Origin of the sequence: Shewanella algae (genome assembly GCF_009183365.2) — a bacterium.
In the GTDB taxonomy this organism is placed as follows: Bacteria; Pseudomonadota; Gammaproteobacteria; order Enterobacterales; family Shewanellaceae; genus Shewanella; species Shewanella algae.
In genome coordinates this window covers 4,145,136-4,164,895 of record NZ_CP068230.1, presented here as the reverse complement: position 1 = coordinate 4,164,895, position 19,760 = coordinate 4,145,136, and the positions used below count along the sequence as shown (strand labels likewise).

Below are 19,760 nucleotides of genomic sequence, written 5' to 3'. Positions count from 1 at the left end.
CATACTTAATAATGGCTGTGGTTAACATAAAAAATACTTAATTGTCTCGCTTGCATTTCATTTGTAACCAAATGATCTCGGTTGTGGCAAAAATTGTTGTTTTTTATTGAAGTGGTAGTTTGTTGACTATATATTGCCCCCGCTTTTTATGGGGGTTATATGAAACAAACAGTGGTAATTTTGCTGCTTACGGCAGCTTTGTCCGCCTGTGGTGGCGGTGGCGGCGATGATTCGCCTGCTCAGAAGACCAACGACAAGACAATTCACCAAGGGCTCAAGGTGCAGGATCTGCAGCTGAGCTACAGTGCCAATCAAAGGTTGCAAGTCAGTGTGCAGGGTGAGGTGGGGCAGCTCAGCTATCAGTTGAACGAGCCAAATACTGATATCCTGCTGTTGCAGGACAACCAACTCTATATTCAAAATGCCGGTGAAACCGGTGTCACAGTCAAAGACAGTGGTAACGCCACCACGCTGGGAACCGAAAGCCAATTTATGGTGAAAGTACTGCCGGCTGCCCGCGGCCCTTTGCTGGTCAACGATCTGCTGCTGAAACCCGGAGAGGCCGGCAAGCTGAGCATCAGTGGCGTCAAAGGAACCTTGAACTACCAACTGCCTGAATCCCAGTCCAATGTTTCCTTGAATGCCGGTAACGGTGAAGTGAAAGCCTTTGTGCCGGGTGAAGTGACTCTGCAGGTCAGTGATGATGGTGGTCGTAATTATCAGGCCGCCGAGGCGCAACTGAAGATTATTGTTTCCCAGCCCGATGGCGAATTTGCCAAGGTATTACCGCTGGCGCCCAAGCCCTTCGTTGAGGGAGCGCAGCTACAACCTATGCTGCAAGGCGAGCCCTTACCCGAAAGCTGGTTCCGCGTTGCCGATGGTGCGGCGCAGGATGTGGTGCAGTTGAATCCCCGCACCGGGGCCATGGCTGTTATGCATGCCGGCAAGACACGTATCGAACTGATACAGCCGGGTCGTTATAGCGGAGAGGCCGCCAATGTGCAGGGCTTTGATGTGACCATCAACCAGGCACAAAATACGGAATTGGCACTGGAGCAGCAAGAGTGGGCTTATGCGCCTTATGCCGAAGTATCTTTGCTGGCGCGCGGTAACAAGGGCCAGGTCAGTTACCAGCTGTTGGCCGGTGATGATGTTGTCATACTGGAGTCGACCAATGGTGATTTGAAACTCTTGGGTGCCGGTAGCGCCAGTATCCGCGTGCAAGACAGTGGCGATCGTGACTACGGTGCAGCAGAGATCACTTTGCCTTTGACCATACTCAAGGGGACTAGTCAGCAGTTGTCTGTGGCCGATATCTATCACAGCTTTTCCAACGACAGACTGTGCCTGCAAGTTCAGCAGGCCAGAGGCAAGCTCGAATACGCCCTGTCTCCTGGGGCTGCCACCGATGTCATCAGTCTGCAGCAAGATGGTTGCTTCGATATGCTCAAGGCCGGTGAGGTGAGTGTAACCGTGACTGACTCGGGCGATGATAATTATCATCCTGCCAAAACGCAGGCCAATATTCAGATAAGCAAGGCATTGAATACCGAGTTGAAGGCGCAGGCGCTGAATTTTGCCAAGGCTGAGGATCAGTTGTTGGCTCCATTGGTTACAGGCGCCAAAGGCCCGCTGAGCTATAGTTTTGACGCTGGGGTTACTGCATTGAAGCAGGAGGCCGATGGCAGTATCCGCGTGGTGGGTTCCGGTTATGCCGTGGTTAAGGTGCACGATGCCGGGAATGACCAATACCAGGCTGCAGAAACCAGTTTCACCGTCAATGTCGGTGCTATGGATGGCACCCTCAGAGTTGAGCCGGTCACGACTGTGTTTGCGCCAGGTAAGTTGGTACCAGTCAATTTCAGTGGCGTGCTGGGGCAGCTTAGCGGTGGTTTGAGCGCTGGTTCCGCCAATGATGTGGCCGAGTTGAATCTCGCCACTGGGCAGATAAAGGTACTCAATGCGGGGATTACCTATTTCACTGTGACCGACAGCGGCGATGCAACACATAGAGATCGCAGTGTCAGTCTGCGGGTCACTGTCACTAAGGCTCCGGCGAAAATGCTCAGCTTCAGCCAGTCGCAGTTGCTGACCGAATATGGTCAGGCACAGCTCTTGCCTCCGACTCTTGATGGTGTAGTGTCCGGCAGTAGCATCAAGTATTTGCCGGAGCCCTACGCCCAGGATGTGGTTGACCTGAATTCGGTATCGGGCAGTATGCAGGTGAAAAACGCCGGTTCACTCAAGGTCACGGCCACCGCTTCACATCGCAACTATGAAGATGCTATCGCCAGTTTTGATGTGAAGGTGAGTCCTGCCCCCTATCCCGGTGATTATCCACAAGTGGTGAAGGATGAACAGCCGGCCTTCTTCCCGGGTATTAGTGTTGAAAGTGGTCGGGTTAAAGCGCCGTATGGCAAGGTTACCCATGAGATCACTCAGGTCTACAATCCCAAAGAGATGGCGATAACGGCAGATGATAAGTTGCTCTTGGTGGCCCTGCCTGAGTCACATCCTATCTCTATGTCGGTGACAGATGATGGTGACCGTAACTATCTGCCGGGCACCCTGACTTACAGTGTATTTTTGCAAAATCCACAACCGGGTTCAGGTGAGGAGCAGCAACTGAGTTTCAATGGCGCCGAATTGAGTGTCAGCTCTCCGGCAACAGTTGCCAATGGTGATGAAGACAAGAGTTATTTCCTGCTGCAGGAATTCAATAAACGCGCCAAAGCCGTGGAAGGCAAAGACTATAGCCTGTTGTCAGTTCGGGTGAAAAACGACAAAGGTCAGGTAGGTTTGGCTACTCTGAGAGCCAGTCGCAGTGGCAAGTGTGCCGATGGTTCGTTGGCTGGCGGCGCTATCGAAAAACCTTTGCTGAAGTTTGCCAGTTGTCCGGCTCAGGTGACTTTGAGTCTGCATCCGGAAGATGGCTATAACGGCAGTCTGCCGGCGGGCCATTATAGCGCGGCTGAACCTTTGATTTTGGTTCACTATGCACCGGCCTATGAGCCAGGTGCCGTGGTAGCCGCAAACAACAACAGTCCTCGCGCCTGGTGGTTAATCCAAGTGGATCTGACACTCTGATAGTGTCTCATCTGAAGTAAAAAGCAGCGCCCCGGCGCTGCTTTTTGTTTTTATTGAGATAAGTTCCGAAGGGGAAACCTCAAAACCGTAGGTTACAAATTTGTATCAGTGCTGAGAACCAAGGTCGCTATACCCAGAGAAACCTGTCATTGTCGGCTTCGCTTTGCCTGTTGGTTTTTTGGCGAATCATCCATCTTTTGTATTGATTGATAATTGTATAAATTTTGTTTCTTCCCTATTGACTCGCATCACTTTATTGGCGTTCAAGCTTGTCATGGGGCGGCATAATCGTCAGAATTCACCTCTCCACCAAGGAAGCCATATGTGCGGCGCCGGTTGTATCCGGTGTGCCAATAGTCACTATGCTTCTTGCCGAATTTATATCAGCGAGCCCTGGATGGGCCCAGGCCTTAAGGCCATCGAAAAGGATTGTTTTGAAAACTGCTATTGTCGTTCAGTCTCCCACTAGGCTCCTGGTTAATCTAGGCCAAATGCTTCCATCCCCTTTATTTGCTCTGCATACGCACCTGGCAAGCCCCCTTAGCCATGCCAAGTTGGTTTTATGTTTGATGGGTTCCCATCATGCCGCTTCGATTTGCGGGCGCGGCTATCTCTTTACTGTTAACAACAGGAGTCTCAAATGACAGCTGCCAAATGGATTTTACACTCCCCGAAGCAGGCCGGTGCCCCGCAGTTGCAGCTGTTGACGCCGCTGGATGACGGCCGTCAGCAATTGCTTTGGCAGTATGAGTTGCCCCAGGCCGAGGATGAAGTGGTGCTGAGCGCCTTCTACAGAGACAGTGAATTTGTGGTCGCCACCTGCTCAGGACAGATCTATGCCGGTGATATCGAAACCGGGCCTCGGCTGATGGTCAATCTGCCAAATGTTGGCATCTATGGTCATGGTTGGCTGGATAAAGACAGAGGCGAGTTCTGGTATGTGGCCGAGCAGCCAAGAGGGGATGATGAATATCCCTGTCTTCTGGGCTGGTCGCTGGCCGACTGGCGACCGATTAAGGATATCTGGTTGCCTGAATATCTGGATGATCGCCGCCTTGGCAGCACCATGGTGCGGCGCCGAGACGGTTGTTTTTTATTCTATGAGCGTGAATGCGACTCTCTGGCGCAGCGAGAGCATGGCTTCTGGTGCACCAATGTGGTCGACGGCCAGAGCCGATTTCACCGGATTGAGGGCAAACCGCAGCTTGAAGCTAGCCGTTATTCGAGCATACACCTTTGCCCTGAGCGGCAGTTGGCCTTATTGCCGGTTTCTGAGTGTCTGTTGGATGAGAGCGGTGACAGTCCACGCATTGGGTTGCAGTTGCAACTGGTGGCACTCGAATCCCTTGACGTGCTTTGGCAACAGCCGGTGTTTTGGTTTGACAGCCATGATGGCTTGTTGGATCCGGATGAGTTTTCCACTTTGCTTGAATCGCTCAGGAGCGGTGAAGATGCCTGTGATGAAGAAGAACTGACTGACGCGCTCGAAAGCCTGTCTGACGGGCTGATAGGTATCCGCCTTTGCCGGGATGAAGCCGCTTTTTGGCTGAGGTTGCGTAGTGGCGAGCTGATTAAGGGCTATCTGGCGCCAGAGGAACACTTCCGCCTAAAGGCGTTGTCGCCTCGCTATCGCGCCAACGAATGCCCACTCCCCGGCGACGAAGCCAATCCCTTTGCCCTGGTTGCCTTTGACCACTATGACTATCAATTGACCTCACCCACGGCTAATCGTTTGTTGCTGGTGGGGTTCGAGATATATGCACTGGATACCAGTACTGTCACGCCCATGCTGCCAGGGGACGCCGATTGCCAGAGTTTGCCCTGTTACTTCTGGCCTAAACCTGAGTTGGTGATGAGTGAGCAGCAGAGCCTGGCCCATGGTGAGGCGGGGCTCAATATTGTTGAGGCCGATTATCTGGAACTGGGGGAGTGTTTGCTGGCCAGCGCCAAAGAGATGGTCAGCCGTCTGGCCGACTTACCAAACAGCGCCAAGGGTGAGCGCCTGGAGTGGCGCTTTAATGACAGAAATGGCAGTGAATGGACCGAGGCGCAGTTTGTGGCCGCGCTGATAGTTGTGCCGGGCGGCGCCGAGCTGTTGGCCGAAGCCGTTGAGAAGCTGCTGGCCTATCCCGATGCGGCAAGTCTGCGCAGCGGCGCCGACAAGCCGGCCTTGTCGGACACAGTGCTGGCGCTGGCCGGTGATGACATAGCTTATCTGCCTTTGTTGGCCCGTTATTTCAATATGCTGGCTGATGGTCCAGGCGCCGCTTTCCATCAACAGCACTCAGTGCCGCTTATTCAACGGCGTCACGGCCAGGGGCTGCTCAAGCGCCGCCAATATCGCCGTTTTGTCCAGGATTTGCCCTGGCCGATTTCCCCCGCCTGATTGCAAATCACAGGAATAACTTCATGAATGCCAATGTAAGAACCAATATCCGCCTGCAACAGGCCAAGCTGTTTTTTATCGGCCCTGAGCTTATTCAGGTTATCCAGAGCGCTGATGAGGCCGACACCCTGTTGTGGCAATGTGAGTTGCCGGGAACCGAGGATGGCGAGCTGGCCTTGTTGCAATGGCTGGATGACACTCGCTTCCTGGCCTTGGGCCAAAATGGACTGCTTTTTGTCTGCGATTATCAGGCGCGCAGTTGTGAGCAGGTGCTGGATTTACAAATCTCCGGAACCCCCGGGGCCTGGCTAGATAGCCACAAACAGACCCTGTGGGTGGTCGGGCGGGTGGGCGTCGCTGCGCGCCGCGGCCACAGCTTGCTCAAGGTCGATCTCGCGGCCATGGAGCCGGTGCAGCATTGGCCTGTGAGTGCCGAAATCGAGCCTGAGTCACTGATTCTGACCCGGGATGGACGCGTGGCCTTTTATGGTCGCAATGAGCATGGCGGTTATCGCTTCCGCTTTCAGCAACTGGTGTATTTTGACCCGTCAAACGAAACCTGGTCCGAACAGCCTCTGCCGGGGAAACCGGCTCCAGTGCAGGTTTCAACGCAGGATTATTGGTTCCAGAACCGTGCCAACGGCCTTATCACTACCCTGGCCGCCGATGGCGTGAGCTGTCATCAGGCCGAGGGCGAGCCTGTGCGTTACGAAGCCAGGTTGCAGCTGATAGATATGAATCTCGGCCGTCAAATCGATGCCGGGGTGCGTTTGCCGGCCATGGCCGATATCTGTGATGAATATTATGCCGAAGCGGTTCAGGAAGCGCTGGAGCGGATTGCCGCCGGTGAGATATCCCACCAGGATAACGACGAGTGGCAGCAACTGATAAACAGCCTGACTTGCAGCTATTTTTGCGAGCAGGAGCAAGTCTTCTGGCTGGGCTGGAAAGGGGGTGTGGTACAAAAGGTGTCGCCGAAGGGCGAGAGGCTTTCCCCTCTGTACCAACTGGGCAGCCAAGATGCGGCGGGGCTGTGGCGCCCCTTGAGCCACTATGGTGGTGATCTGGTCATGATTAAGGGGGTTAACCAAGGGCGGCTCTGGTTGGCATTCGGTGATCTCGATGAGCCCAGTCACTACTCGGTCGACATCGACTCCTTGGCTGCTGTGCCCCAGAGCCTGCTGGCTGCCGAACAGCAAAAGTGCCCGCTCAATTGCTGCAGCTATCAACCCAAGCCGCTGCAAATTCCCAGCCAACTGCAGGCCGAGCCTTGCCCCAGTGGCAGGGTGACTCTCTATTGTGACGATCTGACATCAAATCAAGGCAGGTTGCAACTCTTGCAGCAGCTACTGGCGGTGCTCCCCAAATTGGAGCAGACCCTGGGGGAGGCGTGCGGAGCGCCCTTAGCCTCAGTAACAGCCAGAGCCCCTGTAGCAACCAGAGTCCCAGTAGCAACCAGAGCCGGCTGGCTTGGCCGCTTGAAGCAGAAAATAACCCATAGTGCAGTTACTGAGCCTGGCAGGCTCTGGTTTGCCTTTGTCGATGGTTTGGGGAATCGGCACAGTGAATACGACTTCTTCCACTATGCCGTGCGTCTGGAGCAGGGGCCTGAGTTGATTGCGGCCATCCTGGCGGCATACTGCCGTCTGCCCCAGGCCAGGTGTTTGCTGGGAGCCAAGGGGCAGCCAGTGCTGGCCGAGGCTGCCTTGGCGCTTAGTGAACACAGGCAGGCTCTGCCGCAACTCGCGGACTATTTCAATGTTCTCAGCGCCTTGCCTGTGCATCCATTTCATATCAATCGCACCTTGAAAGTGATCTTTGCCGAACATCAGGGCTCGCAAGAGCTGGCGGCTTTCCTGGCGGCGGTCCCAAGCCCCTATAACGACCCGGAGTTTAAGCTGGCCGAGAAAGGCGACTATGACGACGATGACGAATTTGACGACGATGATGACTATAAGTAACTGTCATTTATGAGAAAAGGATAAGGATGTATGTCATTCACAAGTTCGCCGGTTGGCGACGGTAAACTCATCTATATTGACCCGGACAATGGCTGCCCTTGCCTGTATCTCTATGAAGCGGCAGACAGTGGCTCTGGCTATCGACTCATTTGGAGCACAGACTTTCCCAAGGCCGAGGGTATTATGCAGGTCAGTGGCTGTTTTCATGGAGTACCCGGGCGTGAGCAGAGCTGCGTTATCTGGGATCAGCAAGGCTGCCTCTATTTGGTGGACCTGGCGCAACGGCAGCAGCAACTACTCGCCGAAACTGGGATAGCAAACCTAAAAGTCGTGGTATTGAGTGATGGCCGAACCCTGGCATTATTGGGTGAAAATAAGTCTAGCTATTGCTACGAAGTCTGTCTCTGGCACTGGCGGGATGGCGATGCTCCCGTGCCCTCAGCCGTTCAGTGTATCAACCATGAGGTGGATAATCAGGGCGGCCCTTGGGCCGAGGTCGACGAGACCGGACTGCCGGACAGAGTGGGGCTGAGTTTTACCGATCGCCTCTTTGCCGGGCCGGATAACAGTTTGATCTTGCACTGTCACCGCAGTGAGCGCGATGAGGTGGAGGCTTGGCAATTCCTGCTGCGGTTGGACCCCATGGCTGTTGTGGGCAGTGATCTTAGCCAAGTTCAATGGCAGGGAAGTTATCCCGAACTCTTGCAATTATCGGCCATGCCTCTGCCCACTCCGCCAGGAAACGAGGCACTCTGGGAGTGTGCCCTGGCTCTGGACAGTGAGCGCGGTGAGCTTATCCTGCCGGCAATGACGTTAAGCCGGGCGCAGGATACTGAAACCGAGGCGCTGGCGTATCAGTTGCAGCGTATCGACTTGCGCTTTGGCCGCGAGATAGGGCGTTTTTGTGTGCGTCATTATACCCACGAGCAACTGGCCGGCGATGCCGACATGCTGTTGGGCCCGGCCGATTTAGACAATTTGGCCTGGCAAAAGGCGCAGGGGCGTTTCTGGCTACAGCTGGATGATATTGCCTACTGCAATGACGAAGCGGCGCTTTGGCTTGGCTGGCATGGCGGCGCGACCCGCAAGGTTTCTCTGGACGGGCAGTGGCGCTCGCCCCTTTATCTCCCCGATGGCAAGCGTGATTTATACCATGCTGATGAAATGAATCTGCTCGGCAGTGGCGCTTTGCTGACCGACTGGGAGTATCTGTGGAGTTTCAACCCCAATCCAGCCTTGGATGCGGCCAGCCAGCTAGATACTGAACCGGCTGCCATGGAAGCAAGCTGCGACATTGCTACAAGCAGCGAATACTGGCGCAGCTTAAATAGTGCAACTGCAGAACCGCAGGAGATCCCCCCTCTACTTGGATATAAACGGATTGAGGTCAGCAATCTGCAATCCGAGAGTGCCAGACTCGAGGCTCTGACGACCTTGATGAGCGAGACCTTGCGTGGTTATGAATCTCTCAAATCAGGCCAAGACCTGCGCTTTGGATTTTATGATGCCGATGAGAGCTGGGATGAAGCGCAATTTTTTAAAGCCGTCGTGACTCAGGAGCCGGCCTGGAATCTGATGTTGCAGTTGCTGCTCTCATTCATACGCGACAAATCATGCCACAACTGCTTTAGTGACCCGGCACTGGGTAAGCCGGCGCTGGCAGATTGTGCGTTGCAACTGGGTTTGAGTCACAGTCGATTTTTGCCTATGGTGGCGCGCTACCTTAAGTGTATCGATCTGGATCATGAGTTGTTTTTCCAGCAGGACGGCCATTTGCAGGACTTGCTGGAGAAGTATGCCGATACCCTGGAGGGTAAGCAGTTTTACGACCTCTTACCTGCCGAGCTTCGCCTCGAGGATGGGGCTTATCTGGACTGAGTTCAATGCAACAACACGCTTTGTGTGGCTCTGTCTCAAGTGTATCGCCCCAGCTTAAAGCCAGAGCCCTATGATCTGAAGAACGAGGAAATATGTCATTCACATGCTCGCCGGTTGGCGACGGGAAACTCATCTACATCGATGCGGACAATGGCTGCCCTTGCCTGTATCTCTATGAAGCGGCAGATACAGGCTCGGGTTATCGGCTCGTCTGGAGCACAGACTTTCCCATGGCCGAGGGCACTATGCAAGTCAGTGGCTGTTTCCATGGGGTGCCGGGGCGTGAGCAGAGCTGCGTTATCTGGGATCAGCAGGGCTGTATCTACTTGGTGGATCTGGCGCGTCGTCAGCAGGAGTTTTTGGCTCATACCGGGATGGAATATCTCAAAGTCGCGGTATTGAGTGATGGCCGAACCCTGGCATCACTGGGCGAAAATGACCGGCGCTGCTGTTATGACTTAACGCTCTGGTACTGGTTGGAGGACAGGGATCTCTCGCCCTCGGCTGCCATGCAGCTGAATGATGAGGTGAATAATCAGGGCAGCCCTTGGGCCGAGGTCGATGAGACCGGACTGCCGGACAGTATGGGGCTGAGTTTTACCGATCGCCTCTATGCCGGGCCGGATAACAGCTTGATCCTGCATTGTCACCGCAGTAGGCGTCGTCGGCCCCAGGCCTGGCAGTTTTTGCTGCGGCTGGACCCCATGGCTGTCGTCGGCAATGATCTTGTGGGCAATGATCTGGTGGGTAGTAACCTCGTGGGCAGTGACCCCGTAGGTAGTAGCATTAACCAAGTTCAATGGCAGGGCCGTTATTCCGAGCCCTTGCAGGTGGCGGCCATGTCTCTGCCCAATCCGCCGGGGAATGAAGCGCTCTGGGAGTGTGCCCTGGCGCTGGACAGTGAGCGCGGTGAGCTTACCCTGCCGGCCATGGAGTTGAGCTGGGCGCAGGATACTGAAACAGAGGCGCTGGCGTATCAGTTGCAGCGCATCGACTTGCGCCTTGGCCGCGAGATAGGCCGTTTTTGCGTGCGTCAATTTACCCGTGAGCAACTGGCCGATGACGCCGACATGCTGTTGGCCCCGGCCGATGTCGACAATCTCGACTGGCAAGAGGCACAGGGGCGTTTCTGGCTACAGCTGGATGATATTGCCTACTGCAATGACGAAGCGGCGCTTTGGCTTGGCTGGCATGGCGGCGCGACCCGCAAGGTTTCTCTGGACGGGCAGTGGCGCTCACCCCTGTATCTCCCGGATGGCGAAGATGACTTATACGACGAGGAGGGCATGAAGCTCCTCAGCAAGGGAGCTTTGCTGACCGACTGGCATTATCTGTGGCGCGTCAATCCCAACCCCACTTTGGATCTGGCCAGCCAGATGAACCAAGCGCCCGCCGCCATGGAGGCGAGCTTTGCTGTGCAATTACAGCAGACAGAATGGAGCAGCTTCCATGCCCAGGCCCAGGTGCAGGATACAGTTCCCCCTTTGCTCGGTTTTTCGCGAATCGAAGTCAGGGATCTGCAGTCAGCGAGTGCGAGGCTTGAGGCCTTGGACAAGCTGGTGCTGCGGGCATTGACAGATTTTGAATCGCTCAAGTCGGGTAAAGACTTGCGCCTCGGTTTTTATGATGCCGACGAAAGCTGGGATGAGGCGCGCTTCTTTGAGGCTGTGGCCCTCCAATTGGAAGGCCGGAACTATATGGCGCGTCTGCTGGGGCTATTCATTGCCAATGAGCGGCTCCATTACTGTTACAGCGATCCACACATCAGCAAGCCGGCGCTGGCCGACTGTGCGTTGCAATTGGGATTGGCCGGCAGCCAATATCTGCCGCTGGTGGCCCAATACCTCAACTGTATCGATGTCGATCATGAGCTGTTTTTCCAACAGGATGGCAATCTGGATACCTTGCTCGGCAAGTATGCCGATACCCCTGATGGCGAGGACTTTAACCGCCGCTTGCCATATGAAATGAGCCGTCAGGATGAAGACGATTATCAATGAAATGATGATTAACCAAAGGTAATTATCATAAATAACAAAGGGTTGTTTTGTGATTGAGATTTTGGATTTTGCCCCGTATCCAGAGAGATACGCCCGGGCCAGCGAATTGGGGCCCAGGTTGCTGAAAGTAAAGTCTGATATAGGTGGCCCGGTTCTCCATCTATTACAGATGCGTCCGTTCGATGAAGGTGGCACCGAACTGCTTTGGGCTGCCGAGTTGAGTTCATCCAAGGGACTCGTGACCCTGAAAGGGCAAACCCGGGATGGCGTCTGTGTTTTTGGCAACCAATTTGGCGCTTTCTATCTGTACGATCCCGCGCAGCAGCAATGCCGTTTACTGCATGATTATCAAAGCAAATTTGGTAGTGTCCAGGGTGTTGTCAACAGTGATGGTGATGCCTTGCTGGTGCTGTTTTATGAGATGGACAAGGATACGGACTTAACCTTGCAACGCCTGCCTCTTATTCCTGAAGTTGGCGCTGTCAGCGAGATTTCAGCCCAGCTGTATGATGAAGATTGTTTTGGCGGTGGTTATGACTATCTGGATGAAGATGGGCCTTACTTTTGTTTGAATAACACCAATCTCAATCAACGTCTTTATGCCGGGCCGGACAACGGCCTGCTTATGCATGTCATAGATGAAGACGAAGAACTGCACTACATGGTTCGTATTGATATCCAGGGAGAAGGGGTGAAGTTCAAGGTATTTCCCCTGGACGATTCAGTGCTTGAATGGGACCCTGAACCTGGGGCGATTGCGGTTTGTCCGCAACGAGCCCTGGCGGCCATCCCAGTGATTCGAGAGACAGATGCGGGTGTTGTCATTGGAGTTGAATGGCTCAATCTCGACAATGGTGAGCGCTCGGAGGCCGGAGTTGTGCGGCTTTGTGAAGACGAAGAGGATGCGCTTTTCCATCTCGAACAGTTGGATACTTCTATCTGGCAGGCCGATGGGCTGTGGCTGAGTTGGTCTGATGGTTTGGTGGTCAGGTTGGCATTGGATCCGCAAACGCCGCCTTTGACCCTCTTGGCAAAGGGGCAACTGCTGCATGTAGGTACAGAGTTGATCTTCTCGGATCGCGAAGAACTGCTGCGCTGCCCTTTCCCTGAGCCTGCACAGTGGCAAGGCAGCCCTATCCCGTTATCCCTGGAGTCCTGTCACTGGCAGCACAACTGGAGGCTGAGTGAGGCGCAGCGCCAGGCGCTGCAATGCTTTGGACATACGCTGATAAAGGTTGCCGATCTCGAAAGTACCGAAGGCCAACTCGACGCGCTGCGCCAACTGCAGTCACGGACTCAGGATTGCAGCAAGCTTTTGCACGGGAAGACCTTGGCCTTTAGGTTTACCGATGGCAAACAGCAATGGGATGAGGCCAGTTTTTTCCAACGTTCAGCCTGTCATGCCGAAGCCTTGCCGCTGATGGCGCAAATTCTGCAGCAGTTTTGCCGCGGTTTTGACGGCAGTGATCAATGTGATGGCGCCAACTGGGGGACGCCGCTGGCCAGTTGTGCCTTGCAGTTGGGATTACAGGATGTGCAGTACCTGCCTCTTATTACCGAATACGGCAATGCACTGGATGTTGACCATGAAAACTTCTTTGGTGGTGAAGGCGATGCCTTGTATCAATTGAGTCTGCGCCATGGCAACAGCCCTGAATGGCAAGCATTTTTGAGCTTGCACTCTGATACCGAGGAGGATGAGGTATGGGATTGAGACAATCGGCCAACAGCATGGCGAGGGTGATTAGCGATCTCTTTGTTCAGCCAGAGTTTGGCGGGGCGGAAAAAGCCCGCGACCGGAGTCGCTATTTTATTGCGCTGCTGCCCATACTGGCTATCCATTATCAGTGGCAACTGGTGTACATGTTCTCACCTTCACTGCTGCTGGCAATCCAAGAGGTCGACTTCTTTATTTCACTGTTGGCTATCTTGGCAACAGGGCTACAACTCAGCATAGGTGCGGGGTTGCTGGCAGCGCATATTGCTATTGGTCGACGGGCGTTCGGGTATTTGGGAGGTGTGCCTCTGGCATTGGTGAACATCCTGTTCGGCTTCTCTTATCCAACGCTACTGAGCATGATCCAGTTTGACAAGACTATGCCTTGGCTTGGCTTGATGTTTGCCTTGGGCTGCGCTGTTGTTTGGCTGGTGGCGCAGTTATTGATTTACCTGTTTCGTCCTCCCTTGGTAAAAGTTGAACCGGAACACCCTTTACTGGCTCATCGTAAGGGGTGCGATCCCGATCGTCAGACGCCGGCGTTGGCTTTCTTTCGCAGCAGCATGATACTGGGGATCTGCAACGGATTGTTTCTCGGATGTCTAATCTTTATGGTGCAAACTTCCGGTTCCCCTTCTTTTGCGTTGCGGTCTCTGCTGCGGCTTGAAGGGCAGGGGACAGGGACGCTCATCATGTTTTGGTTACTGCCCAGCCTCTATTTCGGCTACAGGATTATCAGTCGCAGGGCTCGTAATCTGGGGTGGTCAGTCGCCAAGACGGTATGTTTGATGCTGTTTATTACTCTACTGTTATTACCCGGGAGCGGTGTGGTGATCAGTCTGGCCCTGTCCTTTATGGACTCCTACGCCAGTTATATCCTTATCACACACTCTCTCATGCTGCTTTGGGGAGCTATGCTCTCGACTTCACTGCTGAATATGATGCTGCTTTGGCTGGTGCCAAAGGACCCAAGAAGCAGTCGTGAAACCCAGGCGGCCTGGATGAAGCTGAAGCAGTAGCGAAGCGGCAGACTGACAGCCGGATTCTGCCGGTTGTTGGTACTTTGTCTGTATGGGGGCCCCTGTGACTGTGGGCCCCTTGGCTTTTATGAATGACACCTCCCAGACTGGGCAAACTTGCAATCAAGAGCATAAATCCTTATGGTCTTAGGCGCTTTAATCAGCAACGACTGAGCGATTCAGCAATTCATACAAGCTGGACACAAACATCTCATCATGTAACATCCTATTGATTTACGTCACTTTTCGTACGTTTTCCGGATAAAGATAATCGACTGAATGGCCACTTGCGCCTATTTTATCCGGCATGGGTCCAGCAGCGGCCCCAGCTCCCGAACGGGGACGAACAGAAGAGCAAAAATATGAAAAAACACTTCGAACTCATAGATAAAACCACTTTCTTTGGCGCCCTGGGCTTGCTGCTTGCGGTGGTGATCCCGCTGGCTCTATTTCCTGCAGAAGGCGCCGAATGGATAGCCGTTGCCAAGGCGTTTATGACGGATAAGTTGGGTTTTGCTTACCTGTCGCTCGGCTTGGCGGCATTCTTCTTTATGATTTATATCATCTTCTCGGATATCGGCCAGATCAAGCTCGGCGATGCCGATGAAAAACCTGAGTTTGCCACAGCTTCCTGGGCGGCAATGCTGTTTTGCGGCGGTATAGGCGCCAGCATCCTCTATTGGGGCACGATTGAGTGGGCCTATTACTATCAACACCCGCCGTTCCAGCTTCAAGCCGGCAGTGAAGAAGCCGTGCGCTGGGCAGCCACTTACGGCATATTCCACTGGGGGCCCATCGCCTGGAGCATCTATTTGATCCCGGCCATCCCCATCGCTTACTTCTTTTATGTTCGCAGGCAACCAGTGCTCAAGGTGTCGGCGGCCTTGATGCCAGTCATAGGTGAAGGCCGCAGTCACGGTAAGCTCGGCAAGTTTATCGATATATTGTTTATCTTCGGTCTGCTCGGTGGGGCGGCTACCACTTTGGGGTTGGCGGCGCCACTGATCAACGAAGGCCTGAGTTACCTGTTTGATCTGCCATCGACCACAGGCAGTCAGATAGCCGTATTACTTTTGTGTACAGCGCTGTTTGCCTATTCCTCCTACAAGGGGATGGATGAAGGCATTAAGGTGCTGAGTAATATCAACTTCTGGGGTGCGCTGGCGCTGCTGGCATTTATTCTGTTTGCCGGTCCAACCATCTTTATGCTGGAAACCGGCCTGGACTCTCTGGGGCGGATGCTGAGCAACTTCTTTATCATGGCGACCTGGGCCGAGCCTTTCGGTGGTTTGGGCACCTTTGAGAACACCCACTTCCCTCAGGACTGGACCATCTTCTATTGGGCCTGGTGGTTGGTGTTTGCCCCCAGCATGGGACTGTTTGTGGCGCGGATCTCCCGCGGTCGAACCATCAAACAGATGGTGGCCGGCTCGATTTTCTTCGGCTCCCTGGGCTGTGCCATGTACTTTATGATCTTGGGTAACTTCGGCTTGTCGTTGCAATTATCCGGTGAGCTGGATGTGGTGGCGATCCTCAATGATCAAGGGGCGACCAGGGCGATATTCGCCGTATTGGAGCAGTTGCCGTTCAGCTATCTGGTGATCGCTGTTTTCACCCTCCTGTGTATCATCTTTACCGCTACTACCTTTGATTCCATCTCTTATATTCTGGCGTCTGTGGTGCAAAACAATGTCACCGAGGAACCACTGCGCTGGAACCGCTTGTTCTGGGCCTTTACTCTGTCTTTTATGCCTTCGGTACTGATGTTTATGGGTGGGCTCGCTACCTTGCAGACAGCGGCTATCGTTGGTGGTTTGCCACTCTTGGTGATAGCCGTGATGCTGATGATGTCCGGGGTCAAGGCGGCCATGTTGGACCTGAGTCATCAGGATGGTTACGAGGATCCCGTGATTAATATTTCGGATCTGCCTGAGGTCGATCCCTGGAGCCGTGAAGGCCAGGCGCTGGCCAAGTTTGAGCAATTGCGGGACAGCGCCATTGAAGCCGCCGACGCCGAGCGTGAAGCCCTGGATGCCATCTGGGAGCTGAAAAAGCAGCTGCGCCGTGAAGCCTTGAGCCGCAGTGAGTCGCACCTGGAGTTGGGGGATGCGCCCGATGAGTCACTTGCCGAGTTGCAGCGCCTCACAGATGAAGCCATGGCGGCGAAGGAACGTAAGCTGCAAGCCTCGGAGCAAGCTCAGGCTGCCCGTATTACCTTCAACGAACTAATGCGGCAGAAACAGGAAGAGGAAGCGCAGCAGGCGCAGGAAGAAGCCAAGGCGCAGATTATTGAACGCCTCAACGGCCGCGACTCGTAACCTTATGGCCCGGTTTGCCGCCCGGGCCTAAAACGGCTAGAATTTTCGCCGCATAAATCAATTGAATATAGGATGTTTTACATGAATGGAGCGGGAGGGAGTTCCGGCGGTGTCGGTCAATTTTTTATTGGCCTTATCATGATGTGTGGTGGTGGTTACATGCTGCTCAACGCCATTAGGGTATCCAGCAGCTTTGGTCTGGGCACCCGCTTGTATGGTGTTCCCGCATTTGGCAGCCAATGGGGGATCACAGGTGGTATGATCCTGGTGCCCTTTATTCTGGGGGTTGGGATGATTTTCTATAACGGCAAGAATATTCTTGGCTGGTTATTGGCGATTGGCTCTATCACAGCGATGATCTTCGGGGTGATCTCTACCATTCACTTTAGCCTGCGCAGCATGAGCAGTTTTGATCTCTTGGTGATCCTGGTATTGCTGACAGGTGGCATAGGTTTGTTCCTGCGCTCACTCAAAGGCAGCTGAAACTATCTTAAAGAGGCGTTGCCGCATTGACCGGCAACGCCTCTTTAGCCTTAAAACAACTTGCCCAGCATACGCTTGACGACGCTCGACTCGTCTTGCTTGAATGGCTCTGCGTTTTCTTCGGTCAGACAATCAAACTTGGCGATGATTTCCAGCAGGCGTTTGCGCTCGTCTGCGGTCAGCTGCCTGGACATATCCGGCAGCCGCTGCTGGCTGGCCAAGTGAATAATAAAAGACTCAGGTTGCCGCCCTTCGTGCATGGCAAAATACACAGTGGCCTGTGGCGTCACACCTATCCTATCCAACCAGAGTAGCGCCCAGAACTCCTTGTCGGCTTCAAGTTGCAGGCTCACATCGACATCGCCGATGCTTGAGTGCCCAAGCGCTTCATCCTGCCAACGCTCGGCCATATTCAGATGGCCTTCGGCAACCAAATGGTTGACATAGGCTTCCCTGACACTGGGACAGCCCAACCAGTGCAGCCCTCGTTTCCCAAGACCGCTGAGAAACAGTGCCAGTCGCTCTCCCATCTCGGTAGGCAACAGCCAGACAAAGTCTGCCACGCCAACCTTGCCGCGATAATCGCTGTAGGGATCCCAACCTTGTAGAACCGGCAGTTTCAAGGCTTGTGGTGTCAGGTTTTCCAAGCCTTCGCCGCTTTGCAAATAGGCCTGTAACTTGTCATATACAGCCTTCGCCGCTGCCGGTTTGAGTCTTTGCTCCAGACCACGTTGCAGGCTGAGGTTAAATAGCTCAAAGGCTTGCTGCGGCAAGGGGCGCTCCGGGAAACAGGCCTTGAGATCGGCAATAAACCCCAGCATGGCCGTTTCATCGCAATAGTTTAGGGCATCCAACAGCTTTTGCTGAGCCAGCCAATGGCTGCGGCCTATCATGCTGTTATCTTCGGGATCGCCTTCGGCAAAGCTTGCCAATCGCTCGAGGTAACGTTGCCAGAAGCGCTCGTTGGCCGGCGCATAGCGCGCGATACGCCTGTCTTGCAGCAAAGTATGGGCATCCAGCTGCGCTTCGCTGACTCCCAGTGCCAGCAGTTTTTGATGCAGGCTCTGCTCTGTCTGCGGATCATCTATGGCGGCATATCCCTCATAGTTTGCGTAAAACTGACTGATGCGGCTGATAAGCACCATAGGCGCCAGTTTCAAAAGCAGTTGCCAGTGGCGCTTGGCCAGGATCTGCAGTTCGGTGTGAGCCTGTGGCAGTTGGCTATTTAATAGGAAAAACAGGCTGAGCAGGCCGCACTGGAAACCATCGTCCGGGAAAAACAACCAGTAGGCCGCTTGATGCTGGCTTATCTGGCTTCCGCGGGTTCCGCCATCCTTGTCCAGTAGCGAATCGGCAACGGCGGCCATAGCGCCTGCATCCTGCTGCTCCTTGGCCTCAGTGAGCCAGGCCTTGAGTGTCAAATGCTGCGGATTATTGCTATTGAAGCTGCCACCATGCCGATTGAAGACACGCATATAGGCAGTGAGGAAATGCTGCTCCAGCCAACCAAGCAGAGCCTGGGTTTCTGCCGCTGTGCACTCGGGGCGGGCGAGCCGGTAGGCGGCATAGGCAACGCCTCCCAGGTGGGTCGGCAACTTGTCCAGTGCCGCCGGCAGACGATCGGCAATGGCTGCATCCAACTGTGCGAAGTCACTTTGCTTGCAGGTATGGCTAAGCAGGAAAAAAGGTAGCTCTTCCAAGCTGGGTAGTTGGCTGTCGCCTTGAGTTTGCCCGGAGCTCTTGCCACTTTCCTGCTCTGCCTGGGCGTTGCCGGTATCGGTTTTATCCTGCTGCCAGGGGGCGAGTCTGTCGTCCATCAACCAGGCTTCGGCAACCTGTGCCTTGGGCTCAACGCCGAGCGCATCCTGCAGCGCCAGCGCCTCATCTTCCACCCTGTGCCCCAAGATCAATTGCTTCTTGACCTGATCCCGCCACAGCTCAGTGTCTTCAAGTTCCGCTTCTACCGGCCAGTCGTCCAGGCTGTAGAAGAATTCCAGTATTGGCTGGGTTTCTTCCAGCGTTTGTTCATCGGCATAGGCCAGCAGCGGGGTTTGCTCCAGACGTTTGAGCAGCTGCGCCTTAAACCAGGCGTAATCGTCAGCATGCTCGGTAAAGTGTTCCAGCAGGCTGGGGTTGACTGGATCACCCTCGGCGGTTTGGAAAAAACAGCGGCGGCTCTGTTCGCCATCACAGTGCAGATAGGCGTGGATCAGTTCGCGGCGCCAGCCGAACTCCTCTACCAGTTTGCCCAGCAGTTCCACGGGTGTGTAGCCGCTGTCCAAATCCCAGTAAGGCACTAAAAAGGCGGCCAGATAATGACTCAGTTCGGGATATTGCCTGGCCAGCATGTAGAGGGCTTCCACCCCGAAGACGTTGTAGTCATCGAGAAAGAGATCGCTAAAGTCGTTACGACTGCGGGAGAAGGCCACCATGGCCTTGGCTGTTGCCTTGATCTCGTCCAATAGCTCGGGGAAGTTCAGCGCTGCGGCAAACAGCACGGCTTCAGTGCAATATTTAAAGGTGTGGTGCGCTCGAGCGGCGCTGAGTGCATGCACCAGCAAGTTGCGGTTGCCGCCGGCATCGTCATTGCTGAGTGGCTGCTGTTGCTCGTTGACAAACTCGATGTTGAACAGCAGGGAGCCTTCAAGACGAAAGGCGCTGCCATCGTGCAGGTGTTGCCGGTATTGCTGCAGCGCCTGGGCGATGCTGGCGGGATCTTGTGGCTTGAGGCTGATGCTGAGGGTTTTGTCGAACTGGGACATATTGCTTCCTTGATATTAAATTAATGCTTTTGCCGGTCGCTGCCTGTAAGGCACTTCCTGTTAAACAACCGGCGACCGCGCCATGAGTCAGGGCGCGGCAGTTATCCTGTTATTACTCGTTTATTGGGTTATTCCCAACTGCTGTTTTA

Annotated in this window: 10 protein-coding genes; 9 read left to right on the top strand and 1 reads right to left on the bottom strand. The window is 54.3% G+C overall.

The window, feature by feature from the left end; genetic code table 11:
* The first annotated feature begins 159 nt into the window (after positions 1-159).
* From E1N14_RS18600 to E1N14_RS18560, 9 genes are all read left to right on the top strand, one after another.
* Positions 160-3,087, top strand: coding sequence for a putative periplasmic lipoprotein (locus E1N14_RS18600; RefSeq protein ID WP_062793849.1), 2,928 nt, complete (start codon positions 160-162; stop codon positions 3,085-3,087).
* Positions 3,088-3,727: 640 nt separating this feature from the next.
* Positions 3,728-5,473: a hypothetical protein gene (locus E1N14_RS18595; protein WP_025011799.1), complete on the top strand. Its 1,746-nt coding sequence runs from the start codon at positions 3,728-3,730 to the stop codon at positions 5,471-5,473.
* Positions 5,474-5,496: 23 nt separating this feature from the next.
* Entirely contained in the window at positions 5,497-7,434 is a 1,938-nt protein-coding gene (locus E1N14_RS18590) for an NHL repeat-containing protein (RefSeq protein WP_062793850.1), read from the top strand.
* A gap of 30 nt (positions 7,435-7,464) precedes the next feature.
* Positions 7,465-9,312, top strand: a complete 1,848-nt coding sequence (locus E1N14_RS18585; RefSeq protein WP_062793851.1) for a hypothetical protein — start codon at positions 7,465-7,467, stop codon at positions 9,310-9,312.
* A 92-nt stretch (positions 9,313-9,404) separates the two neighbouring features.
* Complete coding sequence (locus E1N14_RS18580; protein ID WP_025011804.1) at positions 9,405-11,312, top strand: hypothetical protein; 1,908 nt, start codon at positions 9,405-9,407, stop codon at positions 11,310-11,312.
* A gap of 49 nt (positions 11,313-11,361) precedes the next feature.
* On the top strand, positions 11,362-13,026 hold the full coding sequence (locus E1N14_RS18575; RefSeq protein ID WP_025011805.1) for a hypothetical protein: 1,665 nt from the start codon (positions 11,362-11,364) through the stop codon (positions 13,024-13,026).
* The gene (locus tag E1N14_RS18570) at positions 13,017-14,048 is read left to right on the top strand and encodes a hypothetical protein (RefSeq protein WP_025011806.1); all 1,032 of its coding nucleotides are present in this window, start codon (positions 13,017-13,019) and stop codon (positions 14,046-14,048) included. The genes E1N14_RS18575 and E1N14_RS18570 overlap by 10 nt, the downstream gene beginning before the upstream one ends.
* Positions 14,049-14,410: 362 nt before the next feature.
* On the top strand, positions 14,411-16,366 hold the full coding sequence (locus tag E1N14_RS18565) for a BCCT family transporter (RefSeq protein WP_062793852.1): 1,956 nt from the start codon (positions 14,411-14,413) through the stop codon (positions 16,364-16,366).
* 81 nt (positions 16,367-16,447) lie between these two features.
* Positions 16,448-16,849 carry a hypothetical protein gene (locus E1N14_RS18560; protein WP_028779543.1) on the top strand — a complete coding sequence of 134 codons (402 nt, stop codon included), beginning with the start codon at positions 16,448-16,450 and terminating at the stop codon, positions 16,847-16,849.
* A gap of 50 nt (positions 16,850-16,899) precedes the next feature.
* Here E1N14_RS18560 and E1N14_RS18555 read toward each other — a convergent pair whose 3' ends face one another.
* Entirely contained in the window at positions 16,900-19,611 is a 2,712-nt protein-coding gene (locus E1N14_RS18555; RefSeq protein WP_062793853.1) for a hypothetical protein, read from the bottom strand.
* Positions 19,612-19,760 lie beyond the last annotated feature (149 nt).